Source organism: Alistipes sp. AM16-43 (genome assembly GCF_003435745.1).
GTDB classification, from domain to species: Bacteria; Bacteroidota; Bacteroidia; order Bacteroidales; family Rikenellaceae; genus Alistipes; species Alistipes onderdonkii.
The window spans coordinates 475,034-500,412 of the sequence record NZ_QTUQ01000003.1; the positions used below are offsets into that span (position 1 = coordinate 475,034).

Below are 25,379 nucleotides of genomic sequence, written 5' to 3' on the forward strand. Positions count from 1 at the left end.
AGGTCTATTGTGCAAAGATAGTGAAAAAATCTTAAAGAATGAGCATCGCGTCGCCGTAAGTGCCGAATCGGTACCCTTCTTCCTTGGCTATCTTATAGGCGTTCATGATCGTTTCGTAGCCGCCGAACGCCGCAACCATCATCAGCTGGGTGGAGTAAGGCAGGTGGAAATTGGTCACCATGGCGTCGGCCACCGTGAACTCGTAGGGCGCGAAGATGAACTTGTTCGTCCATCCTTCCATCGGCTTGATCATGCCGTTGGTCGAGACCGCCGTTTCGAGGGTGCGCATGACGGTCGTGCCGATGGCTGCGACCTTGTGCCCGTTGCGCTTGGCTTCGTTCACCGTCCCGGCAGCCTCTTCGGTCACGAAGAACTGTTCGGAGTCCATCTTGTGCTTCGAGAGGTCTTCGACGTCGACCGTACGGAAGTTGCCCAGTCCGACGTGCAGCGTGACGAACGCACGGTCGATGCCCTTGATCTCCATGCGCTTCATCAGGTGCTTCGAGAAGTGCATGCCGGCCGTCGGGGCGGCAACGGCGCCTTCGTGCTCGGCGAAGATCGTCTGGTAGCGCTCGGCGTCCCCGGGTTCGACCTTGTCGCGCACCCATTTGGGCAGCGGTGTCTCGCCCAGGCTGAAAAGCGTCTGCTTGAACTCCTCGTAGGAGCCGTCGAACAGGAAGCGCAGCGTGCGCCCGCGCGAGGTCGTATTGTCGATCACCTCGGCCACCAGCAGGTCGTCGTCGCCGAAGTAGAGTTTGTTGCCGATGCGGATCTTGCGGGCCGGGTCGACCAGCACGTCCCAGAGCCGCAGTTCGCGGTTCAGTTCGCGCAGCAGGAAAATCTCGATCTCGGCACCCGTCTTCTCCTTGTTGCCGTAGAGGCGTGCCGGGAAGACTTTGGTGTCGTTGAATACGAAGAGGTCTTTTTCGTCGAAGTATTCGATGATGTCTTTGAAAATACGGTGTTCGATAGTGCCTTTGGCGCGGTCGATAACCATCAGGCGCGAATCGTCCCGGTTTTCCGTCGGGTGTTTCGCCAGCATTTCGGGGGCGAAATCATACCCGTATTGCGATAATTTCATAAGTGGAATACTCTATTTTACGTTCGAAATAAACAACACAGATTAATTTCTATACGCAAAAAAGCCTATTTTGTTTCAAGTTCCTGCAATTTTTTTAGAAAATCATCGAGGCTGTGGGCGTTTTCGACCCTGAAGCCGCCGCTGCGCGTCCGGCAAAGGGAAGTCAGGTGCGCGCCGCTTTCGAGCGCCTGCCCGATTTCGTGGGCCAGCGAACGGATGTAGGTGCCCTTGCTGCAACGCACGCGGATGCGGATGCGCGGCAGGTCGTATTCCAGGAGCTCCATTTCGTAGATGTGGACGAGCGCCTTGCGCATTTCGACCTCCTCGCCCGCGCGCGCCAGTTCGTAGGCGCGCATGCCGTCGATCTTTTTGGCCGAATAGACCGGCGGCGACTGGAGGCGTTCGCCCGAGAGTGCGGCGAGGGCCTCGAGTACCTTCCCGCGCGTGATGTGCTGTGTGGGGAAGGTCGCGTCGACGGGGTGTTCGAGGTCGTAGCTGGGGGTCGTGGCACCCAGCATGACGTCGGCCACGTACTCCTTCTCCTCGGCCTGCAGGGCGTCGACCATCTTGGTGGCGCGGCCGATGCAGACCAAAAGGACGCCCGTGGCCAGCGGGTCGAGCGTGCCCGCGTGGCCGACCTTGATCTTGCGGTAGCCGAGCCTGCGGAGCGCGGACTTGATCTTGCGTACGACGTCGGTGGACGTCCAGCTCAGGGGCTTGTCGATGACGGCGATGTAGCCCTCTTCGAAGTTGAGGCCCCGCAGGTCGAGTGTCTCCTTCATCAGCAGAAATAGCTTAGGATGGATACCAGGCCGGCCAGCGCGCAGTAGAGCGAGAACCAGATGAGCTTGCCCCGCTTGACGATCTCGATCATGAATTTGCAGGCCAGGCACCCCGTGACGAACGAGGCTGCGAACCCGGCGGCGAGCGTGCCCGTGGCGATGCCGGCCGTGAGGTCGCCGCTTGCGGCTTCGAGCAGCGTTTCACCCAGGATCGGCGCCAGCACCATCAGGAACGAGAATTGTGCCACGGCGGCCTTTTTGTTGCCCAGCAGCAACCCGGTGGCGATGGTCGTCCCCGAACGCGAAAGGCCCGGCATGGCGGCGCAGGCCTGCGCCAGGCCGATGATCAGGGCGTCGCGGTAGGAGATGGTCTCCTTCTGGCGCGGCTTGGCGTAGTAGGCGAAGGCCAGCAGCGTCGCGGTAAGCAGCAGCATGGCGCCCACGATTACCAGGATGTAGGGGGCGTCGAGCATGGCGTTGATCCGGTCTTTGAAGAGGAAGCCGATGACCCCGATGGGGATCATCGAAAGTACGAGCTTCAGCACGTAGGCCTGCTCGGCGTTGAAGCGGCGCGAAAAGAGCCCCTTCAGGAGGCGCCAGACCTCGCTCCAGAGCACCACGATGGTGCTCAGTACGGTGGCGGCGTGGAGCGCCACGTCGAACGTGAGGTTTTCTTCCAGTTCCACGCCGAGCAGCTCCTTGGCGATCTGCAGGTGGCCGCTGCTTGACACGGGCAGGAATTCCGTAATGCCCTGCACGATACCGAGCAGGATGGCTTGTAAGGTGTCCATAACTGATTTAAGCGGGTATATCTCCTGTGCCGTCGCGCCGCACCGGGGGCCCCGGTGCGGGGGCGCGCCGTGCCTCGGCCGGAACGGGCCGCCGGAGGCCGGGCGCCGGGACGGCCGTGCGGATTATTTTTTGAAGCGTTTCATGATGGCGTAGATCTCGATGACGAAACCGCCGATGACCAGGATCGGGGCCAGCGTGATGCGGCGCCACGAGAACATGGCGTAGTTGAATTCGTCGGGCGAATCGCTGCCGCCGCCGGCCATCAGCACGAAGCCCAGGAGGATGACGGCGAACCCGACGGCCAGCAGGATGTAGTTGCGGCGGGTCAGGGGCATACGGGGATTTTCCTGTTCCGGAGGGGTGTTATTGGCTTTTTTCATTTAATAAAGGTATATCTTGTTCGACTTCATGTTGATGAATTTGTTCAGCGCGAGGATCGTGAAAAGCCCCGAGATTACGATGCCCCCGGCAATCATCGCGCCGAGGATGATGGCGACCTTGCCCGCCTCGGCGATCGTCAGCAGTTCGGGGACGGCTTCGTTGAGCCCGTAGACCGAAAGCCCGAACAGCAGCGAGGCTCCCAGTCCGGCCAGGATGCCCTGCGTGATGCTGCTGCCGAGGAAGGGCTTCATGATGAACCACTTGGTGGCGCCGACGAGTTTCATGGTATTGATCAGGTAGCGCTTCGAGAAGATGGCCAGCCGGATGGTGTTGCCCAGCAGGATCAGCGATATGACGAGCAGCGCCCCGCCGAAGAGCACCAGCACAAGCCGGATTTTGCCTACCGTGGCGTGCAGCCGTTCGGCCATCAGCGCCGGGTAGCTCACCCGTTCGACCCCCGCGATCTCAGAGATGCCGGCGATGAAACCGTCGAGCAGCTCCTTGTCGGCCGAGGCGGCCGTGAGGGTCAGCTCGAACGAGTCGAGCAGCGGGTTTTCGTCCAGGATTTCCTCGAATTCGCTGGCGAACATCTTGCGGAACTCGGCGTCCTCGATCTTCTCCTCTTTGCCGACGTAGGCGATCGTCGCCACGAGGTCTTCGGCCGTGAGCTGCCGGTTGACTGCGTCCTTCTGTTCGTCCGAAAGCCCGTTTTCCAGCTCCACGGTCACGGCGATGCTCTCCTGCAGGGTGTCGGCGACCTTCATCGCCGCGACCATCAGGTAGCCCACCGAGCCCAGCAGGAACAACACGAGGGTGATGCTCACCGTCGATACGATGTAGGAGTTGCGGACTTTCCGCTTCAGTCGCTTGTCGTCTTTCATAGCCGAAATGCTTTTTCGACGGCTCTTTTCCGTCGTCCGATTCATTCACGGCGTTTCGCCGTGTTTATAAGTCTGACCCACCCCTAAATCCCCGCCTCGGCGGGGGCTTGTTTTGGCGGGATTCGTATGTTATTCGTCCGGATTATTCTCTTTCCTCTTTTGTCGAATCCAATAAACAATTGCAGCGGCAGCTCCGAGCAGGATCACGAGCGACGAGATGAGCGTCACGGCTTCGGCCGCCTTCCAGCCCGGGGCGCGGAATTTCCATTCGACGGTATGTTGCCCGGCAGGCAGCCTCATGGCGCGGAGCACGTAGTCGGCCCGGAAACAGGGGGCTTCCGCGCCGTCGACGTAGGCCGTCCAGCCGTAGGGATAGAAGATCTCGGAGAATACCGCCACGCTCTCTGCGGGGGCGGTGTATTCGTACTTGAGGTAGTTGGGACGGTATTCCGTGAGGGCGATGGTGCGTACGGCTGCTGTGTCGGCGGGGGACACCGTCCAGCCTTGCGTGTACGGCTGGTCTTTTTCTGCGATTACGGCGGTTCGTTTCAGGTCGGTTTCCCCGAGCAGGTCGATCTCCTGTTGCGGGCTTTCCGCCACGGCGACCGCGTCGACGAACCATGCGGCGCCGTTGGCCGTCGGGCGGAGCACCGCTTCGGGCTGTCCGCCGTCGCCCGGCACGATCAGGTAGCGCGTGTTGAGCATGTCCAGAACGGCGTCGTTGCGGTAGCTCAGGTAGCGGTCGATCAGATCCTGGTAACGGGCCAGCTTGGCGCCGTGGTAGCCGCCTACGGAACGGTGGAAATAGGAGGTCGTAGCGTCCTGGAAGGGGCTGACCGTGAGGTTGAAGACGCGGAACCCCGGCTCCTTGTCGGCCATGATCGCCTTGTCGGCGGCCGTGGCCGTGACCTGGTGCTGGCGCGCCGAAATGAAGTTGTCGTGCGAAATGAACCGCAGGTCGACCGGCACCAGGTCGAGCAGCATCACGGCGGCGAGCAGTGCCGTGAGCACGTATTTGTTGATCCGGCGCAGGGCGAACAGTGCCACGCCGCCCGCTGCGAGCAGGATCATCAGCAGCGAGCGCCATGCGTCGGCCTGCATCATGGAGGCGCGTTCGGCAGCCATGGCATTGCCCGTGGCGATGCCCATTTCGGCATCCATGCCGCGCTGGAGGTAATCCTGCATGTTGTTGGCCTCGAACAACTGGCGGAACTGTTCGGTCATCATCCCGGTGCTTTCCGCGCGGCCGAAATCGAAGAACGCGCTGCCGGCGACGGCCAGCAACAAACAGAGCCCGCCCGTGACGCCCGCGGCCCATGCCAGCGCCCGCAACAGCCTCTGGCGCGGGATCTCCCCGCGCCACAGCCGCATGAGTGCCAGTGCTCCCAGCAGCGGCACGGCCCATTGGACGACGACGAGCGCCATCGAGACGGTGCGGAACTTATTGTAGCCGGGCAGCAGGTCGAAGGCCAGTTGGGTGAACCACATTAGGTTGCGTCCCCATGCCAGCAGGAGCATCAGCACCGAGACGGCGACGATCCACCATTTGTTGCGTCCGCGTGCCAGGGCGATGCCCAGCGCTGCGAGGAAAATGGCCGCGGCGCCCAGGTAGGTCGGGCCGCCGGTGTAGGGCTGGCTGCCCCAGTAGGCCGGCAGCTGCTGTGCGGCGCCGCGCAGCCCGTATTCGTTCAGTACGGCAGCCACCTCGCCGTCGGGCGAGAAGGTCGTGCCCGATTCGCGCCCCATGAAGTCGGGGATCAGCAGGTTCAGGCTCTCCGTGCGTCCGTAGCTCCAGGCCGTGGCGTAGTCGAGCGCCAGCCCGTTCTGCGAAGTCTCGGAGGTCGAGGCCAGCTCGGAGCCGCCGCGCATGGTTTCCTTCGAGTGGCTGGCGGTGTACCACAGGGGCGAGAAATTCGACCCTGCGGCGAGTATGCCTGCGGCGGCGAGTACCGCCGTGCGTTTCCAGAAGTCCCCGAGGTGTTTCTCCCTGAAGGCCGCGATCCCCTCGCTGATCCAGAAGGCGGCCATGGCCAGGAGGAAATAGTAGGTGATCTGCGGGTGGTTGGCGCCGATTTCAAGCGACGCCGTGAGCGCCGTGAGCGCACCGCCCGCCCACATGTTTCCCCGCAGGGTCATCCACGCACCGCCCATCATCAGCGGGGCATAGACCAGCGCCCACATCTTGGTGATGTGCCCGGCGCCTATGATCAGCAGGAAATAGGTCGAGAGCCCGTAGGCCAGCGCCGGGACGATGCCGACCCAGGGGTCGACGCCGAAGACGAGCAGCATCAGCCACATGGCAGTCATGGCGAAGAAGAGGAAGGCCGCGGGCGTGTCGATGAGTTTCACGACCTGTCCCACGGTGCGCTTGACGATCTGCGCGGGGTAGGCCACGTTGATCAAAAAGGCGGGCATGCCGCCGAACATGCCGCCCGTCCACTGGGGGTCTTCGCCCGTGGCCGCGCGCATGTCGCTGATGTCCTTGGCCATGCCTTCGTACTGCACCACGTCGTGCTGGGGCAGTACTTCGCCGCGGAATTGCGGGGCGAAATAGGCCGCGCTCACCACGAAGAAGACGACGAGCGCCGCCGCTGCCGGCGCCAGCCGGCGTATGATCGTTTTCGAAAAATCCATTTTCCCTGTCGTTAACCGTTGCCAAGGATAGTGCAGGGCGGGAGAAGTGCCGAATTTGTTCGGGCATTCCCGGGCTGCAGCCTGTCCCGGTGAAAGATCCAAGTTTCGCAAAGGTACGAAAAAACATTTACTTGACGAGTCGCGATTGCGAAAAATCACTATCTTTGCCAAAGATATGCGGCGACCCGGTGTGCGGGATGTCCGGATTATCCGGGCCCGTCCCGGGCGATGTTGCGTCCGTTGCCGCTGGGTTAAGTTTGTTTTATGATTACACTCGATACGATCCGCAAACCTGTGACTGCGGAACTGGAGGCGTTCGACGGGTTCGTCGACCGTCAGTTTACGGCCGAAGGGGAATTGCTTGCCGACATGCTGCGTTATGCGCTTTCCTCGCGCGGGAAGGGCATACGTCCGCTGTTGGTGATGCTGTCGGCGGCGATGAACTCCCCGGTGGAGGGTGCGGCCAAAGGGCGGAGGGTGCATCTGGCCGCGATGCTCGTGGAGATGATCCACGTGGCGTCGCTGATCCACGACGACGTGATCGACGAGTCGGATACGCGGCGGGGCCGCCCGTCGGCCAATGCCCGCTGGCAGTCGCACAAGGCGGTGATACTGGGCGACTTCATCCTTGCGAGGAACATGAATATCGGCCTTTCGAGCGGCCAGTTCGACCTGGTGACGCATGTATGCGGTTCGATGGCGGCGTTGTGCGAGGGCGAGGTGTTGCAGAGCGAGTGTGCCGAGAAGCACACCATGACGCGCCAGGCGTACCTCGACATTATTTATAAAAAGACCGCATGCCTGATCGGGGTCAGCGCATCGGCCGGGGCGATGGCCGTGGGTGCCCCGCGCGAGAAGGTGGCGCTGATGCGCCGTTTCGGCGAGGCGATCGGCATGGCGTTCCAGATACAGGACGACATCCTCGACTACATGCGTACGGCGCATACGGGCAAACCCGCCAACAACGACCTGCGCGAGGGGAAGATCACCCTGCCGCTGTTAGCGGTGCTGGACAAGGCGACTCCCGAACGCCGTGCCGAGTTGCTCGGGCGGCTGGCCGGCTGCCGCGAGGAGGAGGAATCGGTGGAGTATTTGCAGAATACGGTCGAGAACGAGGGCGGGCTGGCTTTTGCCGCCGAAGTGATGCGCAGCTACGTAGCGCGGGCCGTCGAGATGCTCTCCGAATACGAGCCCTCGGAGTACCGTACGGCGCTCGTTAACCTTTGCGCCTACATCGCCGAGAGGGACAGATAACCGCGAAACTCATTAACCTAAATTCAGATAAAATCGTATGGAACAGAAAAAAAATTACACGCTGCCCATCATCATGATGTTCTTGCTCTTCGCAATGATCTCATTCGTGACGGGGCTTTCGAATCCGCTGGGCGTAATTGTCAAGAACCAGTTCGCCGTGGCGAACTGGATGTCGCAGCTGGGCAATTTCGCCAACTTCATCGCCTATGCGGTGATGGGGATTCCGGCCGGTATGATGCTCAAGCGCATCGGCTACAAGAAGACGGCGCTTGCGGCCGTGGCAATCGGTTTCGTCGGCGTGGGTATCCAGTATCTTTCGGGCGAAGCGGGCAGTTTCCCGATTTACCTGATCGGCGCATTCGTCTCGGGCTTCTCGATGTGTATGCTCAACACCGTCGTCAACCCGATGCTCAATACGCTCGGCGGCGGCGGCAAGAAGGGTAACCAGCTGATCCAGTTCGGCGGTTCGCTCAACTCGATTTCCGCGACCATCGTTCCTGTGCTGGTGGGTTACCTGATGGGTAATGCGGCCAACGCCACGATCAGCGACGCGGCTCCCGCACTGTGGATCGCAATGGGCATCTTCGCCGTGGTATTCGTCGTGCTCTACATGGTCAACATTCCCGAGCCGTTCGCCATCCAGGAGAAAAAGGCCGAGGTCAAGGACAAGCACAGCGCCCTTTCGTTCCGTCACTTCCTGCTGGGAACGATCGCCATCTTTATTTATGTAGGTGTCGAGGTCGGTATTCCCAACTTCATGAACCTGTTCCTTACGGCGGCACCCGACGCTTCGACGAGCGGCGTGGGCATGGCAGCGGCTGCGGCCGGTTCGCTGGTGGGTACCTACTGGTTCCTGATGATGTGCGGCCGTCTGCTGGGCGGCCTGCTGGGCGGTAAGATTTCGAGCAAGGTGCAGCTTTCGTTCGTCGCCTCGCTGGCGCTGATCTTCGTGCTGGTGGGCATCTTCGCCCCGACGGACGTGATGGGTGCGATGCCCGTGTTCACCGGAACCGGGTTCGGAATGGTGGAAGTGCCCGTCGGCGTGATCTTCTTCACCCTTTGCGGCCTCTGCACCTCGGTGATGTGGGGCACGATCTTCAACCTCGCGGTCGAAGGCCTTGGCAAGTATACCTCGATGGGTTCGGGTATCTTCATGGTGATGGTTTGCGGCGGCGGTATCCTCCCGCTGATCCAGGGCGGCGTGGCCGACTTCGCAGGTTACCTCTCGAGCTACTGGGTGGTTGTCGCAGGTCTGGCCTACATGCTCTTCTACGCGCTGGTAGGTTCGAAGAACGTCAACAAGGACATTCCGGTCGAAGAGTAATCCGCAGAACCGGTTGCGAGTTACGGGAAACCCGGCGTTCCGAGAACGCCGGGTTTCTTGCGGCATCTTGGCAGCGGCACTTCATGGCGGGATGCCCAATATTTCGGGGTTCCGCTCGTTGCCTTTACCGGTTTTGCCGGATCGTGCGGCAAAAAGGGCCTGCGCCGGGAGGAGATTCCGGGGCGGCGGGCCTGTAAGCGCGGGCGGCAGGCTGGCACGGGCTGCGGCCGGGGCGGAATTCCGGGCCGGAACTTCTGTTGCTGTTGAAACAGGCCGTCGAAGATGGCCGCCTGTACAGGCCGTTACTCGGGGCGGCGGGAGTTTTCGGGGGCGGGCACAAAAAAACAGGAAGGGGAACCTTCCTGTTTTTTCTTGCTGACGGCCCGGACTATTTCTTGTCCGCGCTGGTCATGCGCTTCTCCTTGATACGGGCCTTCTTGCCGGTCAGGTCGCGCAGGTAGTAGATGCGTGCACGACGTACGACACCGATCTTGTTGACCTCGATCTTGTCGATGTGGGGCGAATAGAGGGGGAAGATACGCTCGACACCCACGCCGTTCGAAACCTTGCGGATCGTGAACATCTTGGTCTTGCCCGAACCCTTGATCTGGATAACTACGCCGCGGAAACTCTGTACGCGCTCCTTGTTACCCTCGATGATTTTGTAGGATACGGTGATCGTGTCACCGGCCTTGAACGACGGTACATCGGCATCCGTCTTTGCCCACATCTGCTCGTTGACGAGCTTGATGATTGCGTCTTTGTTCATTGTTGCAACAAATTTAATGTGTTTCGCACCCAACATTCCCGCTGCGCCCGCCGTACCATACGGATACCCTGATCCGTAATTCCGCGTTCCCGGCATGCCGGACGGGCTGTGCCGTCCTTGTGTCCCCGCAACTGCGTAGCGCCCAATGAAAGAGGTTGATATACGCCCCGTAAGGGACTGCAAATATACGAAGTTTTTTTCATTCGGTGCAAGTGCGGCATGAAAATATCTTCCGTGAGCGTGATTTATTGTTATCTTTGCAGGTAAAATACCGACTATGAAAGAAGAAAAACTGATACTCGTAACCAATGACGACGGGTACGATTCGAAGGGGCTGGCGGCGGCCGTCGAGGTCGCGCGGGCCTTCGGCCGCGTGGTGGTCGTGGCACCCGAGACGACACAGAGCGGCATGAGCCAGGCCATCACCATGTACAATCCCCTCTACCTGCGCTGCGTGCGGAAGGAGGAAGGGCTGGAAGTGTATTCCTTTTCCGGTACGCCGGTCGACTGCGTGAAGATGGCCTTCGACTACCTGTTGCGCGACGAGCGCGTCGACCTGGTGATTTCGGGCATCAACCACGGTTCCAATTCGGCCGTGAACGTGCTCTACTCGGGGACGATGGGGGCGGCTATCGAAGGCAGTTTCTACGATTGCCCGTCGGTCGGGCTGTCGCTCGACGACCACGGCGCAGACGCCGATTTCGAGGCGGCGGTGGTCTACGGGAAGCGGATCGTGCGCAGCGTCCTGGAAAAGAAGGTCGAACTCCCGTTGTGCCTCAATGTGAACGTCCCCGTAGGCAAGCCCGGCGAACTGCACGGCATCCGCCTCTGCCGCCAGAACCGCGGGTTCTGGCGCGAGGAGTTTTACCGCCACGAAGACCCGCGGGGCCGTGCGTATTTCTGGCTCACGGGCGATTTCGTCAACGGCGAGCCCGGGGCGGAGGATACCGACGAGTGGGCGCTCGCGCACGGCTATGTTTCGGTCGTGCCGGTGCAGGTCGACCTGACGGATTACCGCCAGCTCGCGGCCCTTGCCAATGTGTTGGAATAATACTATATTTGTAAAAAATCGGGACGCCTATGTTGATTAAGATCCTGCTTGTCATCGCCATCCTCATCCAGACGGTCGCGACGGCATATGCCCTCAAACTGGTGCGGGCTACCAAGTACAATTCGGTGTGGATTCTCTTCATCGTGGGGTTTTCGCTGCTCTCGGTCGAGCGGTTCGTGCAGTTGCTGATGGCCAGCGGGCAGTATGTCCCCCGGTGGTGGTTCGCCTACCTGGGGATCGTGATCTCGATCTGCCTGTCGATCGGCGTGATGTACGCCCACAAGCTCTTCAAGTACATCGGCAGGCTTAACCGCCAGCGGCAATTGCTCAACAAACGCATCCTCACGGCCGTGCTCCGCACCGAGGAAAAGGCGCGTTCGCGCTTCTCGAAGGAACTGCACGACGGGCTGGGGCCGCTGCTCTCGTCGGCGAGGATGTCGCTTTCGGCGCTGGCACGCGACGAACGCAGCCCCGAGCAGAAGGAGATCATCGACAATACGACCTATGTGATCGACGAGGCGATCCGTTCGCTGCGCGAGATTTCGAACAACCTTTCGCCCCACGTGCTCAATGACTTCGGGCTGGCGCGGGGCGTGCAGAACTTCATCGACAAGAGCGCCGCGATGCACGACGTGAAAATCCGCTTCACGACCAACCTCCGTTCGGAGCGGTTCGATACGGACGTCGAGGTGATCCTCTACCGGGTGATCTGCGAGCTGATCAACAACTCGCTCAAGCATGCCGGCTGTTCGTCGATCAACCTTTCGCTGTCGCAGAACGGGACGGAACTGGCGCTGGACTATACGGACGACGGGCGGGGGTTCAACCCACAGGCCATGATGGACTGCGGCATGGGGCTTTCGAACATCTCGTCGCGCATCAATTCGCTGGGCGGCGTGTTCGACATTGCCAGTGCCAAAGGCCGGGGGATGCGCGCCGCGATCCGTGTCAATACGCAGGAGGAGCAGGCATCGCAGAGGCTCCGCCGCCGCAAACGCAAATGATATGGAACGCACGATCGTACTTGTAGACGACCATTCGCTTTTCCGCAACGGGCTCAGGGGGCTGCTGGAGCATTGCGCCGGGTGCCGCGTGGTGGGCGAGGCGGCCAGCGGCGAGGAGTTCCTCGCCATGCTGCCGGAGTTGGAGGCCGACATCGTTTTCATGGATTTCGCCATGCCCGGTATCGACGGCGCGCAGACCACCGAGCGGGCGCTGGCGCGGTGTCCCGAGCTGAGGATCATTACCCTTTCGATGTTCGGCGAGGAGAGCTACTATACGCGCATGGTGCAGGCCGGGGCTCGGGGTTTCCTGCTCAAGGACTCGGACATCGGCGACGTGGTCGAGGCCATCGACACGGTGATGGCCGGGGGCAGCTATTTCAGCCCGCAGCTCCTGTCGTCGCTCGCGGGGCGTATGCGTACGCGCGAGGATGCCCCCGACGAGGAGCTTTCGGCCCGCGAGCGCGAAATCCTGGTGGCCGTATGCCGCGGCCTGTCGAACCAGGAGATCGCCGACGAACTGTTCATCTCGAAACGTACGGTCGACAAGCACCGCGCCAACATCCTCGAAAAGACCGGCTGTAAAAACACCGCCAGCCTGGTCGTCTATGCCATCCGCAAGGGGATCGTGGAGATCTGACACCTAACCTAAACCCCATACCGATGAAAAAAATCCTTTGCCTTGTCGTGTGCGCCGTGTTTGCCGCGGCGCTGCCCGCCCGTGCGCAGTCGGACGAATACCGCGATGCGGTCGCCGAGATGATGGAGCTGACCGGGGCGCTCCGGAATGCCGATGTGGTCATGACCCAGATGGTCGGGTACCTCAAAACCTCCGCCCCGTCGGTTTCGGAAGCCGTCTGGGAGAAGATAATCTCGAAATTCAATGAGAAGATGCGCGCCCGCATGGTCGATATCTATGTGCCGATCTATTCCAAATACCTGACGCTCGCCGATCTGCGTGAACTGAATGCCCTTTACGCCACGCCGGTCATGCGCAAGGCGGTCGGTGCGACCCCTGCGATCATGCAGGAGGGCATGTCCGCCGGTGCGGCGCTGGGACAGGAGATCATGACCGAATTGCAGCGGGAACTGCAGGCCGGAGGATACGAATAGCCGCCTGCCGCGTCGGAAATTTACAGCAGCGGCGAAAAGACGCGCATAAGCGATTCCGCGACGCGGCGGGTGCGCGGGCGGGTGAACCATTCGCCCGGGGTGACGGTGTGGCAGTGTGTCAGGTCGTCTTCGAATACGGCGGCCATGCGGCTTGCGAATTCGCGGTCGTAGACGAAGGCGTTGATCTCGAAATTGTGCTCGAAGCTGCGGAAATCCATGTTCGCGGAGCCGATCACCGAGAGCATGTCGTCGATGATCAGCAACTTGGAATGCAGGAACCCCGGTTTGTAGAACGAGATTTTCACCCCCGCCTTCATCATGTCGTCCAGGTAGGAGTGGGTCGCAAGGTCGACGACTTTCGAGTCGGAACGGGCCGGGAGCATCAGGTGTACATCGATGCCTGCGAGCGCCGCTTCCTGAAGCGCCGTGTTGAGTACCTCCGAGGGCAGGTAGTAGGGGGTCTGGATCCAGATCCGCTGCCGGGCGCGGGCGATGGCGTAACTGTCGGCCTGCAACAGGGCGCGCCACTTGCCGAATGGGCCGCTGGGGGCGATTTGCAGGATGTCGTCGGTAAAATGCCCGACAGGCGGGTAGTACTCCGGCCCCGAAATATGCGTTTTCGTAGTCGCCGACCAGTCGCTCAGGAACGAGGCCTGGAGTCCGGCGGCGCCGCTTCCTTCGATCCGGAAGTGGGTGTCGCGCCATGTGCCCCATTGCGTGCCGCGGACGTAGCGGTCGGCGATGTTCATGCCGCCGATGAACCCGACGCGGCCGTCTATCACGACGATCTTGCGGTGGTTGCGGTAATTGACCTTGCTGGTGAAGAGCGGGAATTTGACGTGCAGGAAGGCGTATACTTCGATCCCGGCGTCGCGCATCCCTTTGAAAAAGGAGTTCTTGGCACCCCGGCTGCCTACGTCGTCGTAGAGGATGCGTACCCGGACGCCTTCGCGCGCCTTTGCGACCAGGGCGTCCCGCAGGCGGCAACCCGTCTGGTCGTCGTTGAGGATGTAATACTGGATATGGATGTGGTGCCGTGCGCGGGCGATCTCCTCCATCAGCGCTTCCATCTTCGACCGTCCGTCGGTATAGACGGCGATGCGGCTGCCGTAGAGCGGTACGGAGTGCAGCGTATTGAGCAGCAGTGAGGCGAGCGGCCGGTAACGGGGCGGGATGCCGGGGCCTTCGGGGTGTTCGGGCTCTTCGAGCTGCATGGTGATGCGCTTGCGCGTGCGGCGCGAAATGATGCGCTGCTTGGAGAGGTTCTGCCCGAAGAAGAAATAGAAGACCAGCCCGACCACGGGGGCCAGTACCAGCACGACGATCCACGGCAGGGTCTTCAGCGGATTCCGGTTTTCGGTGATGATGACCAGAATGATGCCGAGGATCGTGACCGAGTATACGACCAGGAAGAAGTATGTCAGTATTTGTTGCATGCGGGTTTCTTCTTCGGTGCGTGCCGCTGCCGGGCGGGCTCTATTGCCGCTGCTCTTCCTGCGGGGCTTCCGCGGCGGGGAATTTTACCAGGTAGAGCAGGTGCTCCACGCCGCGCATGTAGTTGCGTTTGGGGTTTTTGGGCGAGTAGATGTAGCAGTCGAGCGTGAAGACGCGGTTGGTCGCCGTGTCGACGGTCGTGTAGCTTACGAACGGGCCGCCCATGAAATCGCCGTGCACGTCCCAGAAGCCGCGCATCTCGCACCAGAGGCGCCCCTCCATGCGGAACATGCGGAAATCGGGCGCGAAGGCGTCGGAGGTGGTCATGTATGAACCGTCCGACGGGCCGGGAATGCGGGCGGCGAACTTGTTGCGGGCGGCGAGCAGTGCCCCGGGCGAAAGCGACTCCTTGCCCTCGTAGGGGTAAGAGTAGATGAAGAAGCCCTGGCTGGCCGTGGGGTATTCGTAGCGCGCCCACAGGAAATCGGGTTCGTTCGCGGCAAGCGCATAGCCTTTCGGCACGTTCATCTCGACCCCGAAGTTTTTCAGAATGGCGTCGTGTATGCCCTTTTCGTTGAATTTCTCCGCGTATTTGATGGCGCGGTCGCGTTCGGCGTTTTCGAGGGCGAGGACGATATTCCCGCGGTTGGCCGAGAGGAACGCCGTGATCGACTTGTCGCTGGGCCCCATGAGCGTCATCACGATCTGGGGCTCGGACGTCACGTCGTACTGGACGGCGACGCTGGACTCGGTGAGCGTGGGGTCTTTGAGTACCTTGAGGATGTTGCGGTGGTCGGCGACCATGCCCGTGAACCCGCGTTCGGTGACGCGCAGCACGTCGAACAACGGCTCGGTTTGGTTGAGGTAGGGGATCGGTGCCGTGAATATCGCGCGCAGCGTATCGCCCACCTCGCCCGTCCACTCCTGCTGCGGGCAGACGACGATCAGTTCGTAGGGGGCGCCTTGTGCGGTTTTGAGCCGCGAATCGGTCAGTGTCCTGAATGCCTTGCAACCTGCCATCGTTGCGACGACGGCCGCGGCCAGCGCGATACGGAAGATAGTTTTCATAGCCGGTCTGGAATTGAATCTACTACAAATATAGTTATATTTTTCGGAAAAGCGCGGAATTTCACTATTTTTGCCTGGAATAAGCAGCCATGCGTTTAAAACCACCGAAAATAATCCGGCGCCTGATGCCGGATCTGATCTGGGAGATCGACGACCAGGACGGCGTGTTCCTCACCTTCGACGACGGCCCCACGCCCGGCGTCACGGAGTGGATACTCTCCACGCTGGACAAGTACGATGCCAAAGCCACGTTCTTCGTGCTGGGCAAGAATGTCGAAATGTACCCTGACCTTTACCAGCGCATCCTTGATGCCGGGCACAGGGTCGGCAACCACACCTACTCGCACCAGAAGGGATGGGGGATGAGCCTCGAACGCTACACGGAGGATGTGGATTTTGCCAACGATCTGGTTCACAGCGAACTGTTCCGGCCTCCGTATGCACGGATCACCCCGGCGCAGGCGCGTTTCCTGGGGCAGCGCTACAAGCTGGTGATGTGGGACATCATCTCGCGCGACTACAACCGCAAGCTCTCGCCCCGCACCTGCCTGCGGAACGTGACCAAATACCTTGCCCCGGGGGCCATCGTGGTGTTCCACGACAGCGAAAAGGCGTTCCGCAACATGCGTTACGCCCTGCCCCGCACGCTGGAGAAGATCCGGCAGATGGGGCTCAAATGCAAAGCCATCGAATTCTGACATGAGGTTCGTAGTCGCCATAACCGCCGCCAGCGGCGCCATCTATGCCCGCCTGACGATAGAACGGCTGCTCGCCTCGCCGTGCGTGTCGGAGATCGCGCTCGTGTGCAGCCGCCACGCCCGCGAGGTGATGGCGCACGAGGGGGTGTCGCTGCCCGTAGACGGACGCATCCGTGAGTATGCGAACGACGACATGTTCGCCCCTCCGGCGAGCGGCTCGGCGCGTTACGACGGCATGGCGGTCGTGCCGTCGACGGTAGGTACCGTGGGGCGTGTGGCCGCCGGTACGGCGCAGAGCCTGATCGAGCGGGCCGCCGACGTGATGCTCAAGGAGCGGCGCCGGCTGGTGTTCGTCGTACGCGAAACGCCCCTGTCGCTCATACACCTGCGCAACATGGCGGCGCTGACCGAGGCCGGGGCGGTGATTCTGCCCGCATCGCCGTCGTTCTATGCCGCGCCGCAGGGCATCGAGGAGCTGTGCGGTACGGTCGCTGACCGCGCCGCAGCATTGCTCGGGGTCGATATACCGCGCTATGAATGGGGGAAATAGGATATTCCGGATTTTTTTCATAACTTTGCGCCCACGAAAAAATCAATTCAAAACAATACCTTATGGCAACTACAGCTGACATCAAGATCGGTATGTGCATCGAAATGGATGGCAAGACCTTTCAAATCGTGGATTTCCAGCATGTGAAGCCGGGCAAAGGCCCCGCTTTCGTACGAACCAAACTCAAGAACCTCGAATCGGGCCGCGTGCTGGACAATACGTTCTCGGCAGGGGCGAAGATCGAACCCGTACGCGTGGAACGCCGTCCCTACCAGTTCACCTACGAGGATGACCTGGGGGCGCATTTCATGCACACCGAGACTTTCGAAGAGATCAACATCGACAAGAACCTGATCACCAACTACGACCTGATGGCCGACGGCCAGATCGTGGAGGTGATGTTCCACACCGAGAAGGAGACCGTGCTTTCGGCCGAGCTTCCCCCGATCGTGGACATGGAGGTGACCTATACCGAGCCGGGCATCAAGGGCGACACCGCTTCGACCAACTCGCTCAAACCCGCTACGGTCAACACCGGTGCGACGGTGCGCGTTCCACTGTTCATCAACACGGGCGACAAGATTCGCGTCGACACCCGCACCCGCGAGTATTACGAGCGCATCAAGTAAGCCGGCAGCGTTCCGGCAGGGGCTGTCAAACAAGTCCCGAAAATCGAAAATCACCCCTGTCAGAATAAGCTTTGGCAGGGGTGAAATCGTTGAAATCAGATTTGTCAGACAGCCCCTTTTGTCCGGGGCGGATCGGACGGTGCGCCCGTTATTCGAATTCGGACATCACGCGCTCCATCTTCCGGCGGATTTGGGCGGTGCAGAGGTTGCCGATGCTGCCTTCGTGGGTGTGGTGCACCTCGCGCGTCGGATGGTACTCACCGCGCTGTACGGCCATCCCCACCTGCTTGTAGGCTTCGCGGAACGGGACGCCTGCGAGTACGAGGCGGTTGACGTCCTCGACCGTGAAAAGGTAGTCGTATTTCCGCTCGTCGAGGATGTCGGTGTTGACCTTCAGGTGCGCGAGCATGAAGTCGCACATCGAGAGGGTGCGTTTGATTTCGGTCGTCGCCGGGAACAGGATGTCCTTGAGCAGCTGCATGTCGCGGTGGTAGCCGACGGGAAGGTTCGCCGTGAGCAGGGCGATCTCGTTCGGTACGGATTGCAGGCGGTTGCAGCGTCCGCGCATGATCTCGAAGACGTCGGGGTTCTTCTTGTGGGGCATGATGCTCGACCCCGTGGTGAGGTTGTCGGGCAGCGATACGAAGCCGAAGTTTTGGCTCATGAACAGGCAGACGTCCATCGCCAGGCGGCCGATGGTCGCAGCGACGGCCGCGATGGCGTTGGCGGCGGCGCGTTCGCTTTTGCCGCGGCTCATCTGTGCCGCCACGACGTTGTAGTGCAGCGCTTCGAAACCCAACAGGCGCGTGGTCATCTCACGGTCGAGCGGGAACGACGAGCCGTACCCGGCGGCTGAGCCGAGGGGGTTCTGGTTGGCGATGTGCCATGCCGCGGCGATGAGCCGCATGTCGTCCACCAGCGTTTCGGCGTAGGCGCCGAACCACAGGCCGAACGACGAAGGCATGGCGATCTGAAGGTGGGTGTATCCCGGCATCAATACCTCTTTGTACTGCTCGCTGAGCGTTTGCAGGCGGTCGAAGACCGTTTTTACGGCTTCGGCGGTCTGACGCAGTTCGTCGCGCAGGAACAGTTTGAGGTCGACCAGCACCTGGTCGTTGCGCGAGCGGCCCGAGTGGATTTTCTTGCCGGCGTCGCCCAGGCGGCGGGTGAGCATCAGCTCCACCTGCGAGTGGACATCCTCGGTGCCGGGTTCGATTTCGAAGCGCCCGGCCTCGATCTCGGCGGCGATCTCTTTCAGTCCCGCCGTCAGCTTTTCCAGTTCGCCGGCCGTCAGCAGCCCGATCGTTTCGAGCATGGCGATATGCGCCAGCGAGCCCTGGACGTCGTAGCGCGCCAGCCGCATGTCCAGTTCGCGGTCGTTGCCGACGGTATACTCCTCGATCATCTTGTCGGGCTCGAAGCCCTTGTCCCAAAGTTTCGTTGCCATATTGTGTATATTCGTTTCTCTCTTTGTTCCGGCTCCCTATTGCCGTCGGCCGTCGGCTTGCGGCGGTGCGCCGCGTTTGCCGGGCTGCCATCTGCCTCGGAGGGGGCTCTTTCGCAGCGGGGTTGCAGCCTCCTGCCGCGGGCATCAGAGGGTTTCAGCCAGTTGTGTTATGAATTTTTCGTAAATTCCGATGCCCTCTTCGATCTCCGAAAGCAACACGAATTCGTCGGCCGTGTGCGAGCGCGAGGATTGCCCCGGCCCCATCTTGAGCGACGGGAAGGGCATCAGCGCCATGTCCGACGTGGTGGGCGATACGTAGCTTTCGCGTCCCGTGGCGGCGGCCGCCCGTGCGAGCGGATGGGCGGCGTCGAGCGCCGAGGCACGGATGCGTGTCGAGCGGGGCGTCACCTCGCTGCGCAGTGCCCGACGCAGGATTTCGACCGTTTCCTCGTTGGTGTAGGCGTCCGTGGTGCGGACGTCGGCCACGAAACGGCAGGTGTCGGGAACGACGTTATGCTGCGTGCCGGCCGCGATCTGCGTCACGGCGATGCCGATGGGGCCCAGCAGGTCGGAGCAGCGGTCGAAGCGGAAAGTACGCAGGCGGGCGATGTCGTCGAGTGCGATATAGAGCGCGTTGACGCCCTCGTTGCGGGCCGCATGGCCGCTTTTGCCGCGGGCTTCGCAGTCGAGGACGACCAGCCCCCGTTCGCCGACGGCGGCCTGCATCCCCGTGGGCTCGCCCACGATTGCCATGTCGATCCGTCCCAGCTGCGGCAGCAGGGCGCGCATACCGTGCTCGCCCATGCACTCCTCTTCGGCCGAAAGCGCCAGCAGGAGGTTGAACGGCAGGGGGCGTGTGCGCAGCGTCAGGAAGGTCTGCGTGAGGCTCACCGCCGAAGCCCCGGCGTCGTTGCTCCCCAGGCCGTAGAGGCGGTCGCCTTCGACGGTCGGGGCATACGGGTCACGGGTGTAGCTGGATACGGGGCGTACCGTGTCGTGGTGGGAGTTCAGGAGCAGCGTCGGGCGCGCCGGGTCGAAGCCTGCGGAGCGGGCGAAGACGTTGTTGTGCAGTCTTTCGGGTGCCGCGCCGTGTTCCGCCAGGTAGGCGAAGATGAGGCCGGCCGTGCGGCTTTCGTCGCGCGACGGGGAGGGCGTTGCGATCAGCGTCCTGAGCAGGTCGATGGCTTCCTTGGTTTTTGCATCCATGTCGTTTGTGAGCTGGCTGTCCGTTCCCCTGTGGCCGTGCGGCCACAGGGATCGGGCGTATTACCTGATTACCGTTCCGGTGTCGTTCAGCAGGTTCTCCGAGTGTTTGATCGTGACGCTCCGCACGCCGTTGGCAACGGCTTTCAGCGCGTTCTCGACCTTGGGGATCATCCCTTTGCTGACGATGCCGCCGGCTTTGAGCGCGGCGTACGATTCGGCCGTGATTTCGCGGATGAGCGTCGTCTCGTCCTCCGGGTCGCGCAGCACGCCGCTTTTTTCGAAGCAGAAAACCAGCTCCGTGGGGGCGATCCGGGCGGCACCGAGTGCCACGGACGAAGCCACGCTGTCGGCGTTGCAGTTGAGCAGCGTGCCCTGCCCGTCGTGCATGATGGCGCAGAATACAGGCGTGACACCTGCCCCGAGAAGTTCCCCGAGCAGCGTGTGGTTGACACTTTCGATGTCGCCCACGAAGCCGTAGTCGATCGGTTCGGGTGCGCGGCGGCGTGCCATGACGGCGTTGCCGTCGGCGCCCGATAGCCCGAGTGCATTGCATCCGGCGGCCTGGAGCCCGGCCACGAGCTGTTTGTTGACCAGCCCGGCGTAGACCATCGTCACGATGTCGAGCGTGCCCTTGTCGGTGATGCGGCGCCCGTCGACCATCTGCACCTGCAGTTCGAGTTTCTGGGCGAGGCGCGTGGCGAGCTTGCCGCCTCCGTGGACGAGGATCTTCGCCCCGGGCAGCGAGGCGAAGTCCGCGAGGAAGCCTTTCAGGGCCGCGGGGTCGTCGATGACGTTGCCCCCGATCTTTACTACCGTGATTTTTTCCATCACTTCGACCCCTCCAGCAACCGTTTGAGTACTACCTGTGCCGAGATCTCGCGGTTGGCGGCCTCGGGGATCACCAGCGAGCGCGGCGATTCGATCACTTCGTCCGTGACGATCATGTTGCGCCGCACGGGCAGGCAGTGCATGAAATAGGCGTCGTGGGTGAGCGCCATCTTTTCGGCGTCCACCGTCCAGCTCCGGTCGCGGCTGAGTACCTTTCCGTAATCGGGGTCGGCGTAGGCCGCCCAGTTCTTGGCATAGACGAAATCCGCCCCTTCGAGTGCCTTGCGCTGGTCGTATTCGACGCGGGCGTTGCCGACGAACTGCGGGGCGAGCTCGTAGCCTTCGGGATGGGTGATGACGAAGTCGTAGCCGGCGGCGTTCATCCACTCGGCGAACGAGTTGGGCACGGCCTGAGGCAGGGCGTTGGGGTGCGGTGCCCAGGTCATCACGACCTTCGGGCGCTCCGTGGTCTTGTACTCCTCGATGGTAATCAGGTCGGCGAAGCTTTGCAGCGGATGCCGCGTGGCGGCCTCCATCGAGAATACGGGGCGGCCCGAGTAGCGGATGAACTGTTCCAGTACGCGTTCCTCGTAGTCTTCGGCCTTGTCGTGGAAGCGGGCGAACGACCGTACGCCGATCACGTCGCAGTACGATCCCATGACGGGGATGGCTTCGAGCAGGTGTTCGGCCTTGTCGCCGTCCATCACCACGCCGCGCTCGGTTTCGAGCCTCCAGGCGCCTTGGTTGACGTCCAATACCATGACGTTCATGCCGAGGTTCATCGCTGCCTTCTGCGTCGAGAGCCGCGTGCGGAGGCTCGAATTGAAGAACAGCATCAGCAGGGTTTTGTTGCGGCCGAGCCCCGTGAACTGGAACCGGTCGCGCTTGATCTCCATGGCTTCGGCGACGGCTGTCGTCAGGTCGCCGATGTCTGCTACACAGGTGAATTTTTTCATCGTACGAGTTCTTTGAATGCGTTGAGGAAGCGGTCGGCCAGTTCGCGTGTCAGGCAGAGCGCGGGCAGCAGCCGCACGGTCGAGGCGCCGGCGCCGCCCGTGAAGATGTGTTTTTCGAAGAGCAGCCGTTTGCGGAACTCCGACCCCGAGCCGTCGAGTTCGATGCCGATCATCAGTCCGCGGCCGCGGACTTCTTTCAGCCCGCCGATCTTATGCAGTTCGCCGAGCAGGTATTCGCCGACCGTGGCGGCGTTCTCGACGAGCCCGTCGCGCTCCATCACGTCGAGCACGGCGATGGCCGCTGCGCAGGCGAGGTGGTTGCCGCCGAAGGTGGTGCCCAGCAGCCCGGGGCGCGCCTCGAAATGGGGCGCGATCAGCACGCCGCCGATCGGGAAGCCGTTGCCCATGCCTTTGGCCGTGGTGATCAGGTCGGGGCGGATGCCGGCTGCCTGGTGGGCGAAGAAGCGACCCGTGCGTCCGTAGCCCGACTGTATCTCGTCGAGGATAAGCTGCGTGCCGGTTTCGCTCGCCGCCGTGCGCAGTCCGCGCAGGAAGTCGTCCGCGGGGCAGTGGATGCCGGCCACGCCCTGAATGCCTTCGATGATGACGGCTGCGAACTCGCCCGTGGCGAGTTTCGCGCGCGCGGCAGCGAGGTCGTTCAGCGGCACGAATTCCACGTTGGCCGTGCGGTTGAAGGGGGCCGAAATCGCGGGGTTGTCCGTCGCGGCGACGGCGCCCGAGGTGCGGCCGTGGAACGCCTTGGAAAAGGCCAGCACCTTCGTGCGGCCGGTGTGGAACGAAGCCAGTTTCAGGGCGTTCTCGTTCGCCTCGGCTCCCGAGTTGCAGAGGAAGAGGCTGTAATCGTCGTAGCCCGATGCGCGGCCCAGTTTTTCGGCCAGGGTGGTCTGGAGCGAGTTCTCGACCGAGTTGGAATAGAACCCCAGCCGTGCGGCCTGCTCCGAGAGGGCCCGTACATAGTCGGGCTGGGCATGGCCGATCGAGATGACGGCATGGCCGCCGTAGAGGTCGAGGTATTCGGTGCCTGCCGCGTCGTAGACGAAGCAGCCCTTGCCCCGGACGGGCTCTACGGGATATAAGGAATATACGTTGAATAGTGTCATTGTGTAAAGTTTTTATCCGCATGTCGTTCTCTGCGGGGCGGCAGGAAGGCTGCGCTAAAACGGGCGCCTTCGCGGGCTTGCGGGCAAACCGCCCCCCCCCGCTTTTTTTGACGCTCGGCCTTTATCCCGCCGGGTTCCCTCCTCGAACGGCAACGCGGAATTGCCTGTCGTTTTTTGCCGCAAAAAGGCGGCTTTGGATGCAAGGCGCTTTTTAAAAGGCGCTTGCCTTCAGTCGCAACCCAGTGGTTTCGTCGAGCCCGAACATCAGGTTCATGTTCTGCACGGCCTGTCCCGAAGCGCCTTTGAGCAGGTTGTCGATCACCGAGACGATGTGCAGCTTGTCGTCGTATTTCGATACGCCCACGAGCGCCTTGTTGGTGTTGACGACCTGTTTTAGGTCGATGCTGCGCGTCGTGGCGTGCGTGAAGGCTGCCGCGGCGTAATAGTCGGCGTAGAGCTTGCGTGCGGCCTCTTCGTCGAGCGGACAGGCGGTGTAGACGCTTGCCAGGATGCCCCGCGTGAAATCGCCGCGCATCGGCACGAAGTTCACCGCCTGGTCGAACGAGGGCTCCAGCTGCCGCAGGTTGCGTCCGATTTCCACGAGGTGCTGGTGCGTGAAGGCTTTGTAGACCGAGATGTTGTCCGAACGCCAGCTGAAATGGGTTGTGGCCGAGGGCTTCACCCCCGCGCCCGTCGAGCCGGTCACGGCCGTCACATGCACCTCGTCCGTCAATAGTCCCGCCGCTGCGAGCGGGAGCAGTGCCAGCTGGATCGCCGTGGCGAAGCAGCCCGGGTTGGCGACGCGCTGTGCCGTGCGGATACGGTCGCGGTTCAGCTCGGGGAGCCCGTAGACGAACCCGCCGCTCTCGTCGCGGAAATCCTGCGCCAGGTCGATGATCTTCACGCCTGCGGGCACCGTGTTCGCCTCCATCCATTTGCGGCTCTCGCCGTGTGCCGAACAGAGGAACAGCACGTCGATGGCTCCCAGGTCGTAAGCGTCGCTGAAACGCATTTCGGTGTCGCCCTCCAGTCCCCCGTGTACGTCGGCGAGGCGGTTGCCCGCGTTGCTCGTGCTGTGGACGAAGACGATTCGGGCCTGCGGGTGGGCGAGCAGCAGGCGGATCAGTTCGCCGGCGGTGTACCCGGCGCCTCCGATGATGCCGGCCCGGATCATTTCTTGTTGCGTTTCTGGACGTTGTGGTAAATCTTGATCTGGTTGCCGAGGATCTTCGTGAAGCCCTTCACGTCGTCGGCCGTCCAGGCCTTGTTGACCTCGCCGTATTCGCCGAAGTCGGTCTTCATCAGGTCGAAGGTCGAATCGACGCCCACGAGCGTGTAGCTGTACGGACGCAGGATCAGCTCGACCGTACCCGTGACGTTGCGCTGCGAGGAGGCGAGCATCGCTTCGATGTCGCGCATCACCGGTTCGAGGTATTGCGCCTCGTGCAGGAACATGCCGTACCAGTTGGCGACCTGCTCTTTCCAGTAGATCTGCCATTTGGTCTGGGTGTGTTTCTCAAGCATCCTGTGTGCGGCGATGATGAGCATCGGGGCGGCGGCCTCGAAGCCTACGCGGCCCTTGATGCCGATGATCGTGTCGCCGATGTGCATGTCGCGGCCGATGCCGAATTTCGAACCGATGGCCTCGACGGCGCGGATGGCCTCGACCTTGTCGGCGTAGGGCTTGCCGTTCACGGCGGCGATCTCACCCTCGTGGAAGGTGATCTTCAGACGCTCCTCGGCGTGGGCCGTAACCTGGCTCGGGTAGGCCTCCTCGGGCAGCGTCTGCTCCGAGCGGAGCGTCTCCTTGCCGCCGATCGACGTGCCCCAGAGCCCCTTGTTGATCGAGTATTCCATCTTCTTGAAGTCGGCCTCGAAGCCGTGCTCGCGGAGGTAGTTGATCTCGTATTCGCGCGTCAGGGTCATGTCGCGCGTCGGGGTGATGATCTCGATTTCGGGAGCAAGCACCTGGAACGTCAGGTCGAAGCGCACCTGGTCGTTGCCGGCGCCCGTCGAGCCGTGGGCCACGCAGTCGGCGCCGACCGACTTGGCGTATTCGATGATGGCGATGGCCTGGAAAATACGCTCCGAGCTGACCGAAATGGGGTAGGTGCCGTTGCGCAGGATGTCGCCGTAGATCATGTATTTGATGCTCTTTTCGTAGTATTCCTGCTCGATGTCGAGCGTGGCGTGCTTCACGGCGCCCAGCGCCAGGGCGCGTTTTTCGATGTTCGCAAGCTCCTCCTTCGAGAAGCCGCCCGTGTTGGCGATGGCGGTATAGACATCGTACCCTTTATCCTCGGAGAGGTATTTCACGCAGAACGAGGTGTCGAGACCTCCGCTGAATGCCAGAACTACTTTTTGCTTTCCCATTTTCTT

Annotated in this window: 25 protein-coding genes; 9 read left to right on the forward strand and 16 right to left on the reverse strand. The window is 61.8% G+C overall.

What is annotated here, in order from left to right:
• Positions 1-31: 31 nt before the first annotated feature.
• From queA to DW189_RS07865, 6 genes are all read right to left on the reverse strand, one after another.
• Positions 32-1,081 (reverse strand): tRNA preQ1(34) S-adenosylmethionine ribosyltransferase-isomerase QueA, encoded by a 1,050-nt coding sequence (gene queA / locus DW189_RS07840; RefSeq protein WP_117507408.1) that lies wholly within the window; start codon positions 1,079-1,081, stop codon positions 32-34.
• A gap of 65 nt (positions 1,082-1,146) precedes the next feature.
• Positions 1,147-1,863 carry a tRNA pseudouridine(55) synthase TruB gene (truB, locus tag DW189_RS07845; protein WP_117507409.1) on the reverse strand — a complete coding sequence of 239 codons (717 nt, stop codon included), beginning with the start codon at positions 1,861-1,863 and terminating at the stop codon, positions 1,147-1,149.
• Positions 1,863-2,654, reverse strand: a complete 792-nt coding sequence (locus DW189_RS07850; protein ID WP_018696519.1) for an undecaprenyl-diphosphate phosphatase — start codon at positions 2,652-2,654, stop codon at positions 1,863-1,865. Before DW189_RS07850 ends, truB begins: the two co-directional genes overlap by 1 nt.
• A 123-nt stretch (positions 2,655-2,777) precedes the next feature.
• Complete coding sequence (locus DW189_RS07855; protein WP_117507410.1) at positions 2,778-3,035, reverse strand: DUF3098 domain-containing protein; 258 nt, start codon at positions 3,033-3,035, stop codon at positions 2,778-2,780.
• Positions 3,036-3,917 (reverse strand): cell division protein FtsX, encoded by an 882-nt coding sequence (locus DW189_RS07860; protein WP_117507411.1) that lies wholly within the window; start codon positions 3,915-3,917, stop codon positions 3,036-3,038.
• Between the two features lie 129 nt (positions 3,918-4,046).
• Entirely contained in the window at positions 4,047-6,551 is a 2,505-nt protein-coding gene (locus tag DW189_RS07865) for a YfhO family protein (protein WP_117507412.1), read from the reverse strand.
• Positions 6,552-6,815: 264 nt separating this feature from the next.
• Between DW189_RS07865 and DW189_RS07870 the strand changes: the two genes are divergently transcribed.
• Together DW189_RS07870 and DW189_RS07875 are read left to right on the forward strand one after the other, a co-directional pair.
• The gene (locus DW189_RS07870) at positions 6,816-7,805 is read left to right on the forward strand and encodes a polyprenyl synthetase family protein (RefSeq protein ID WP_022332097.1); all 990 of its coding nucleotides are present in this window, start codon (positions 6,816-6,818) and stop codon (positions 7,803-7,805) included.
• A gap of 37 nt (positions 7,806-7,842) precedes the next feature.
• The gene (locus DW189_RS07875) at positions 7,843-9,129 is read left to right on the forward strand and encodes an MFS transporter (RefSeq protein WP_022332098.1); all 1,287 of its coding nucleotides are present in this window, start codon (positions 7,843-7,845) and stop codon (positions 9,127-9,129) included.
• Between the two features lie 388 nt (positions 9,130-9,517).
• Here the strand turns inward: DW189_RS07875 and rplS are convergent, their stop codons facing one another.
• Positions 9,518-9,898, reverse strand: a complete 381-nt coding sequence (gene rplS, locus DW189_RS07880; RefSeq protein WP_018696513.1) for a 50S ribosomal protein L19 — start codon at positions 9,896-9,898, stop codon at positions 9,518-9,520.
• A 277-nt stretch (positions 9,899-10,175) separates the two neighbouring features.
• Between rplS and surE the strand changes: the two genes are divergently transcribed.
• From surE to DW189_RS07900, 4 genes are read left to right on the forward strand one after another with little or no spacing between them, the layout of a single operon-like run.
• Positions 10,176-10,949, forward strand: coding sequence for a 5'/3'-nucleotidase SurE (gene surE, locus DW189_RS07885; protein WP_018696512.1), 774 nt, complete (start codon positions 10,176-10,178; stop codon positions 10,947-10,949).
• Positions 10,950-10,978: 29 nt separating this feature from the next.
• Complete coding sequence (locus DW189_RS07890; RefSeq protein ID WP_117507413.1) at positions 10,979-11,953, forward strand: sensor histidine kinase; 975 nt, start codon at positions 10,979-10,981, stop codon at positions 11,951-11,953.
• A 1-nt stretch (position 11,954) separates the two neighbouring features.
• The gene (locus DW189_RS07895; protein WP_022332100.1) at positions 11,955-12,590 is read left to right on the forward strand and encodes a response regulator transcription factor; all 636 of its coding nucleotides are present in this window, start codon (positions 11,955-11,957) and stop codon (positions 12,588-12,590) included.
• A gap of 23 nt (positions 12,591-12,613) precedes the next feature.
• On the forward strand, positions 12,614-13,063 hold the full coding sequence (locus DW189_RS07900; RefSeq protein WP_070099860.1) for a DUF2059 domain-containing protein: 450 nt from the start codon (positions 12,614-12,616) through the stop codon (positions 13,061-13,063).
• Positions 13,064-13,083: 20 nt separating this feature from the next.
• On the opposite strand, the gene cls is transcribed toward DW189_RS07900, so the two are convergent.
• Both cls and DW189_RS07910 read right to left on the reverse strand, forming a co-directional pair.
• Entirely contained in the window at positions 13,084-14,499 is a 1,416-nt protein-coding gene (gene cls / locus DW189_RS07905; protein WP_117507414.1) for a cardiolipin synthase, read from the reverse strand.
• A 40-nt stretch (positions 14,500-14,539) separates the two neighbouring features.
• The gene (locus DW189_RS07910) at positions 14,540-15,565 is read right to left on the reverse strand and encodes a DUF4837 family protein (protein ID WP_055204962.1); all 1,026 of its coding nucleotides are present in this window, start codon (positions 15,563-15,565) and stop codon (positions 14,540-14,542) included.
• Between the two features lie 125 nt (positions 15,566-15,690).
• On the opposite strand from DW189_RS07910, the gene DW189_RS07915 reads away from it, so the two are divergent.
• The 3 genes from DW189_RS07915 (at position 15,691) to efp (ending at position 17,442) form a co-directional block, all read left to right on the forward strand.
• Positions 15,691-16,263, forward strand: coding sequence for a polysaccharide deacetylase family protein (locus DW189_RS07915; protein ID WP_018696506.1), 573 nt, complete (start codon positions 15,691-15,693; stop codon positions 16,261-16,263).
• A 1-nt stretch (position 16,264) separates the two neighbouring features.
• Positions 16,265-16,813, forward strand: coding sequence for a UbiX family flavin prenyltransferase (locus DW189_RS07920; RefSeq protein ID WP_117507415.1), 549 nt, complete (start codon positions 16,265-16,267; stop codon positions 16,811-16,813).
• Between the two features lie 62 nt (positions 16,814-16,875).
• The gene (gene efp, locus DW189_RS07925; RefSeq protein ID WP_018696504.1) at positions 16,876-17,442 is read left to right on the forward strand and encodes an elongation factor P; all 567 of its coding nucleotides are present in this window, start codon (positions 16,876-16,878) and stop codon (positions 17,440-17,442) included.
• A gap of 148 nt (positions 17,443-17,590) precedes the next feature.
• Here efp and argH read toward each other — a convergent pair whose 3' ends face one another.
• The 7 genes from argH to argG all read right to left on the reverse strand — a co-directional run bounded on the left by argH (position 17,591) and on the right by argG (position 25,373).
• Complete coding sequence (gene argH / locus DW189_RS07930) at positions 17,591-18,889, reverse strand: argininosuccinate lyase (protein WP_117507416.1); 1,299 nt, start codon at positions 18,887-18,889, stop codon at positions 17,591-17,593.
• Between the two features lie 144 nt (positions 18,890-19,033).
• Positions 19,034-20,095, reverse strand: a complete 1,062-nt coding sequence (locus DW189_RS07935; RefSeq protein ID WP_117507417.1) for a M20 family metallo-hydrolase — start codon at positions 20,093-20,095, stop codon at positions 19,034-19,036.
• Positions 20,096-20,155: 60 nt separating this feature from the next.
• A complete protein-coding gene (gene argB / locus DW189_RS07940; protein ID WP_117507419.1) occupies positions 20,156-20,923 on the reverse strand; it encodes an acetylglutamate kinase in 768 nt (255 codons plus the stop codon).
• Complete coding sequence (locus DW189_RS07945) at positions 20,923-21,879, reverse strand: acetylornithine carbamoyltransferase (protein WP_055204952.1); 957 nt, start codon at positions 21,877-21,879, stop codon at positions 20,923-20,925. Before DW189_RS07945 ends, argB begins: the two co-directional genes overlap by 1 nt.
• On the reverse strand, positions 21,876-23,000 hold the full coding sequence (locus DW189_RS07950) for an aspartate aminotransferase family protein (RefSeq protein ID WP_117507421.1): 1,125 nt from the start codon (positions 22,998-23,000) through the stop codon (positions 21,876-21,878). Before DW189_RS07950 ends, DW189_RS07945 begins: the two co-directional genes overlap by 4 nt.
• Positions 23,001-23,211: 211 nt before the next feature.
• On the reverse strand, positions 23,212-24,174 hold the full coding sequence (gene argC / locus DW189_RS07955; protein ID WP_117507423.1) for an N-acetyl-gamma-glutamyl-phosphate reductase: 963 nt from the start codon (positions 24,172-24,174) through the stop codon (positions 23,212-23,214).
• A complete protein-coding gene (gene argG, locus DW189_RS07960) occupies positions 24,171-25,373 on the reverse strand; it encodes an argininosuccinate synthase (protein ID WP_055203766.1) in 1,203 nt (400 codons plus the stop codon). The genes argC and argG overlap by 4 nt, the downstream gene beginning before the upstream one ends.
• Between the last annotated feature and the right edge of the window lie 6 nt (positions 25,374-25,379).

What these genes read in the sequence shown, in the direction of transcription:
- DW189_RS07935 (WP_117507417.1), bottom strand. Translation starts at nt 20,095, where the DNA reads ATGGATGCAAAAACCAAGGAAGCCATCGACCTGCTCAGGACGCTGATC.
- surE (WP_018696512.1), top strand. Translation starts at nt 10,176, where the DNA reads ATGAAAGAAGAAAAACTGATACTCGTAACCAATGACGACGGGTACGAT.
- queA (WP_117507408.1), bottom strand. Translation starts at nt 1,081, where the DNA reads ATGAAATTATCGCAATACGGGTATGATTTCGCCCCCGAAATGCTGGCG.
- argG (WP_055203766.1), bottom strand. Translation starts at nt 25,373, where the DNA reads ATGGGAAAGCAAAAAGTAGTTCTGGCATTCAGCGGAGGTCTCGACACC.
- DW189_RS07915 (WP_018696506.1), top strand. Translation starts at nt 15,691, where the DNA reads ATGCCGGATCTGATCTGGGAGATCGACGACCAGGACGGCGTGTTCCTC.
- DW189_RS07875 (WP_022332098.1), top strand. Translation starts at nt 7,843, where the DNA reads ATGGAACAGAAAAAAAATTACACGCTGCCCATCATCATGATGTTCTTG.
- efp (WP_018696504.1), top strand. Translation starts at nt 16,876, where the DNA reads ATGGCAACTACAGCTGACATCAAGATCGGTATGTGCATCGAAATGGAT.
- DW189_RS07870 (WP_022332097.1), top strand. Translation starts at nt 6,816, where the DNA reads ATGATTACACTCGATACGATCCGCAAACCTGTGACTGCGGAACTGGAG.
- DW189_RS07865 (WP_117507412.1), bottom strand. Translation starts at nt 6,551, where the DNA reads ATGGATTTTTCGAAAACGATCATACGCCGGCTGGCGCCGGCAGCGGCG.
- DW189_RS07850 (WP_018696519.1), bottom strand. Translation starts at nt 2,654, where the DNA reads ATGGACACCTTACAAGCCATCCTGCTCGGTATCGTGCAGGGCATTACG.
- cls (WP_117507414.1), bottom strand. Translation starts at nt 14,499, where the DNA reads ATGCAACAAATACTGACATACTTCTTCCTGGTCGTATACTCGGTCACG.
- DW189_RS07855 (WP_117507410.1), bottom strand. Translation starts at nt 3,035, where the DNA reads ATGAAAAAAGCCAATAACACCCCTCCGGAACAGGAAAATCCCCGTATG.
- DW189_RS07950 (WP_117507421.1), bottom strand. Translation starts at nt 23,000, where the DNA reads ATGACACTATTCAACGTATATTCCTTATATCCCGTAGAGCCCGTCCGG.
- truB (WP_117507409.1), bottom strand. Translation starts at nt 1,863, where the DNA reads ATGAAGGAGACACTCGACCTGCGGGGCCTCAACTTCGAAGAGGGCTAC.
- DW189_RS07900 (WP_070099860.1), top strand. Translation starts at nt 12,614, where the DNA reads ATGAAAAAAATCCTTTGCCTTGTCGTGTGCGCCGTGTTTGCCGCGGCG.
- DW189_RS07910 (WP_055204962.1), bottom strand. Translation starts at nt 15,565, where the DNA reads ATGAAAACTATCTTCCGTATCGCGCTGGCCGCGGCCGTCGTCGCAACG.
- argC (WP_117507423.1), bottom strand. Translation starts at nt 24,174, where the DNA reads ATGATCCGGGCCGGCATCATCGGAGGCGCCGGGTACACCGCCGGCGAA.
- DW189_RS07860 (WP_117507411.1), bottom strand. Translation starts at nt 3,917, where the DNA reads ATGAAAGACGACAAGCGACTGAAGCGGAAAGTCCGCAACTCCTACATC.
- DW189_RS07920 (WP_117507415.1), top strand. Translation starts at nt 16,265, where the DNA reads ATGAGGTTCGTAGTCGCCATAACCGCCGCCAGCGGCGCCATCTATGCC.
- DW189_RS07895 (WP_022332100.1), top strand. Translation starts at nt 11,955, where the DNA reads ATGGAACGCACGATCGTACTTGTAGACGACCATTCGCTTTTCCGCAAC.
- argH (WP_117507416.1), bottom strand. Translation starts at nt 18,889, where the DNA reads ATGGCAACGAAACTTTGGGACAAGGGCTTCGAGCCCGACAAGATGATC.
- rplS (WP_018696513.1), bottom strand. Translation starts at nt 9,898, where the DNA reads ATGAACAAAGACGCAATCATCAAGCTCGTCAACGAGCAGATGTGGGCA.
- DW189_RS07890 (WP_117507413.1), top strand. Translation starts at nt 10,979, where the DNA reads ATGTTGATTAAGATCCTGCTTGTCATCGCCATCCTCATCCAGACGGTC.
- argB (WP_117507419.1), bottom strand. Translation starts at nt 20,923, where the DNA reads ATGGAAAAAATCACGGTAGTAAAGATCGGGGGCAACGTCATCGACGAC.
- DW189_RS07945 (WP_055204952.1), bottom strand. Translation starts at nt 21,879, where the DNA reads ATGAAAAAATTCACCTGTGTAGCAGACATCGGCGACCTGACGACAGCC.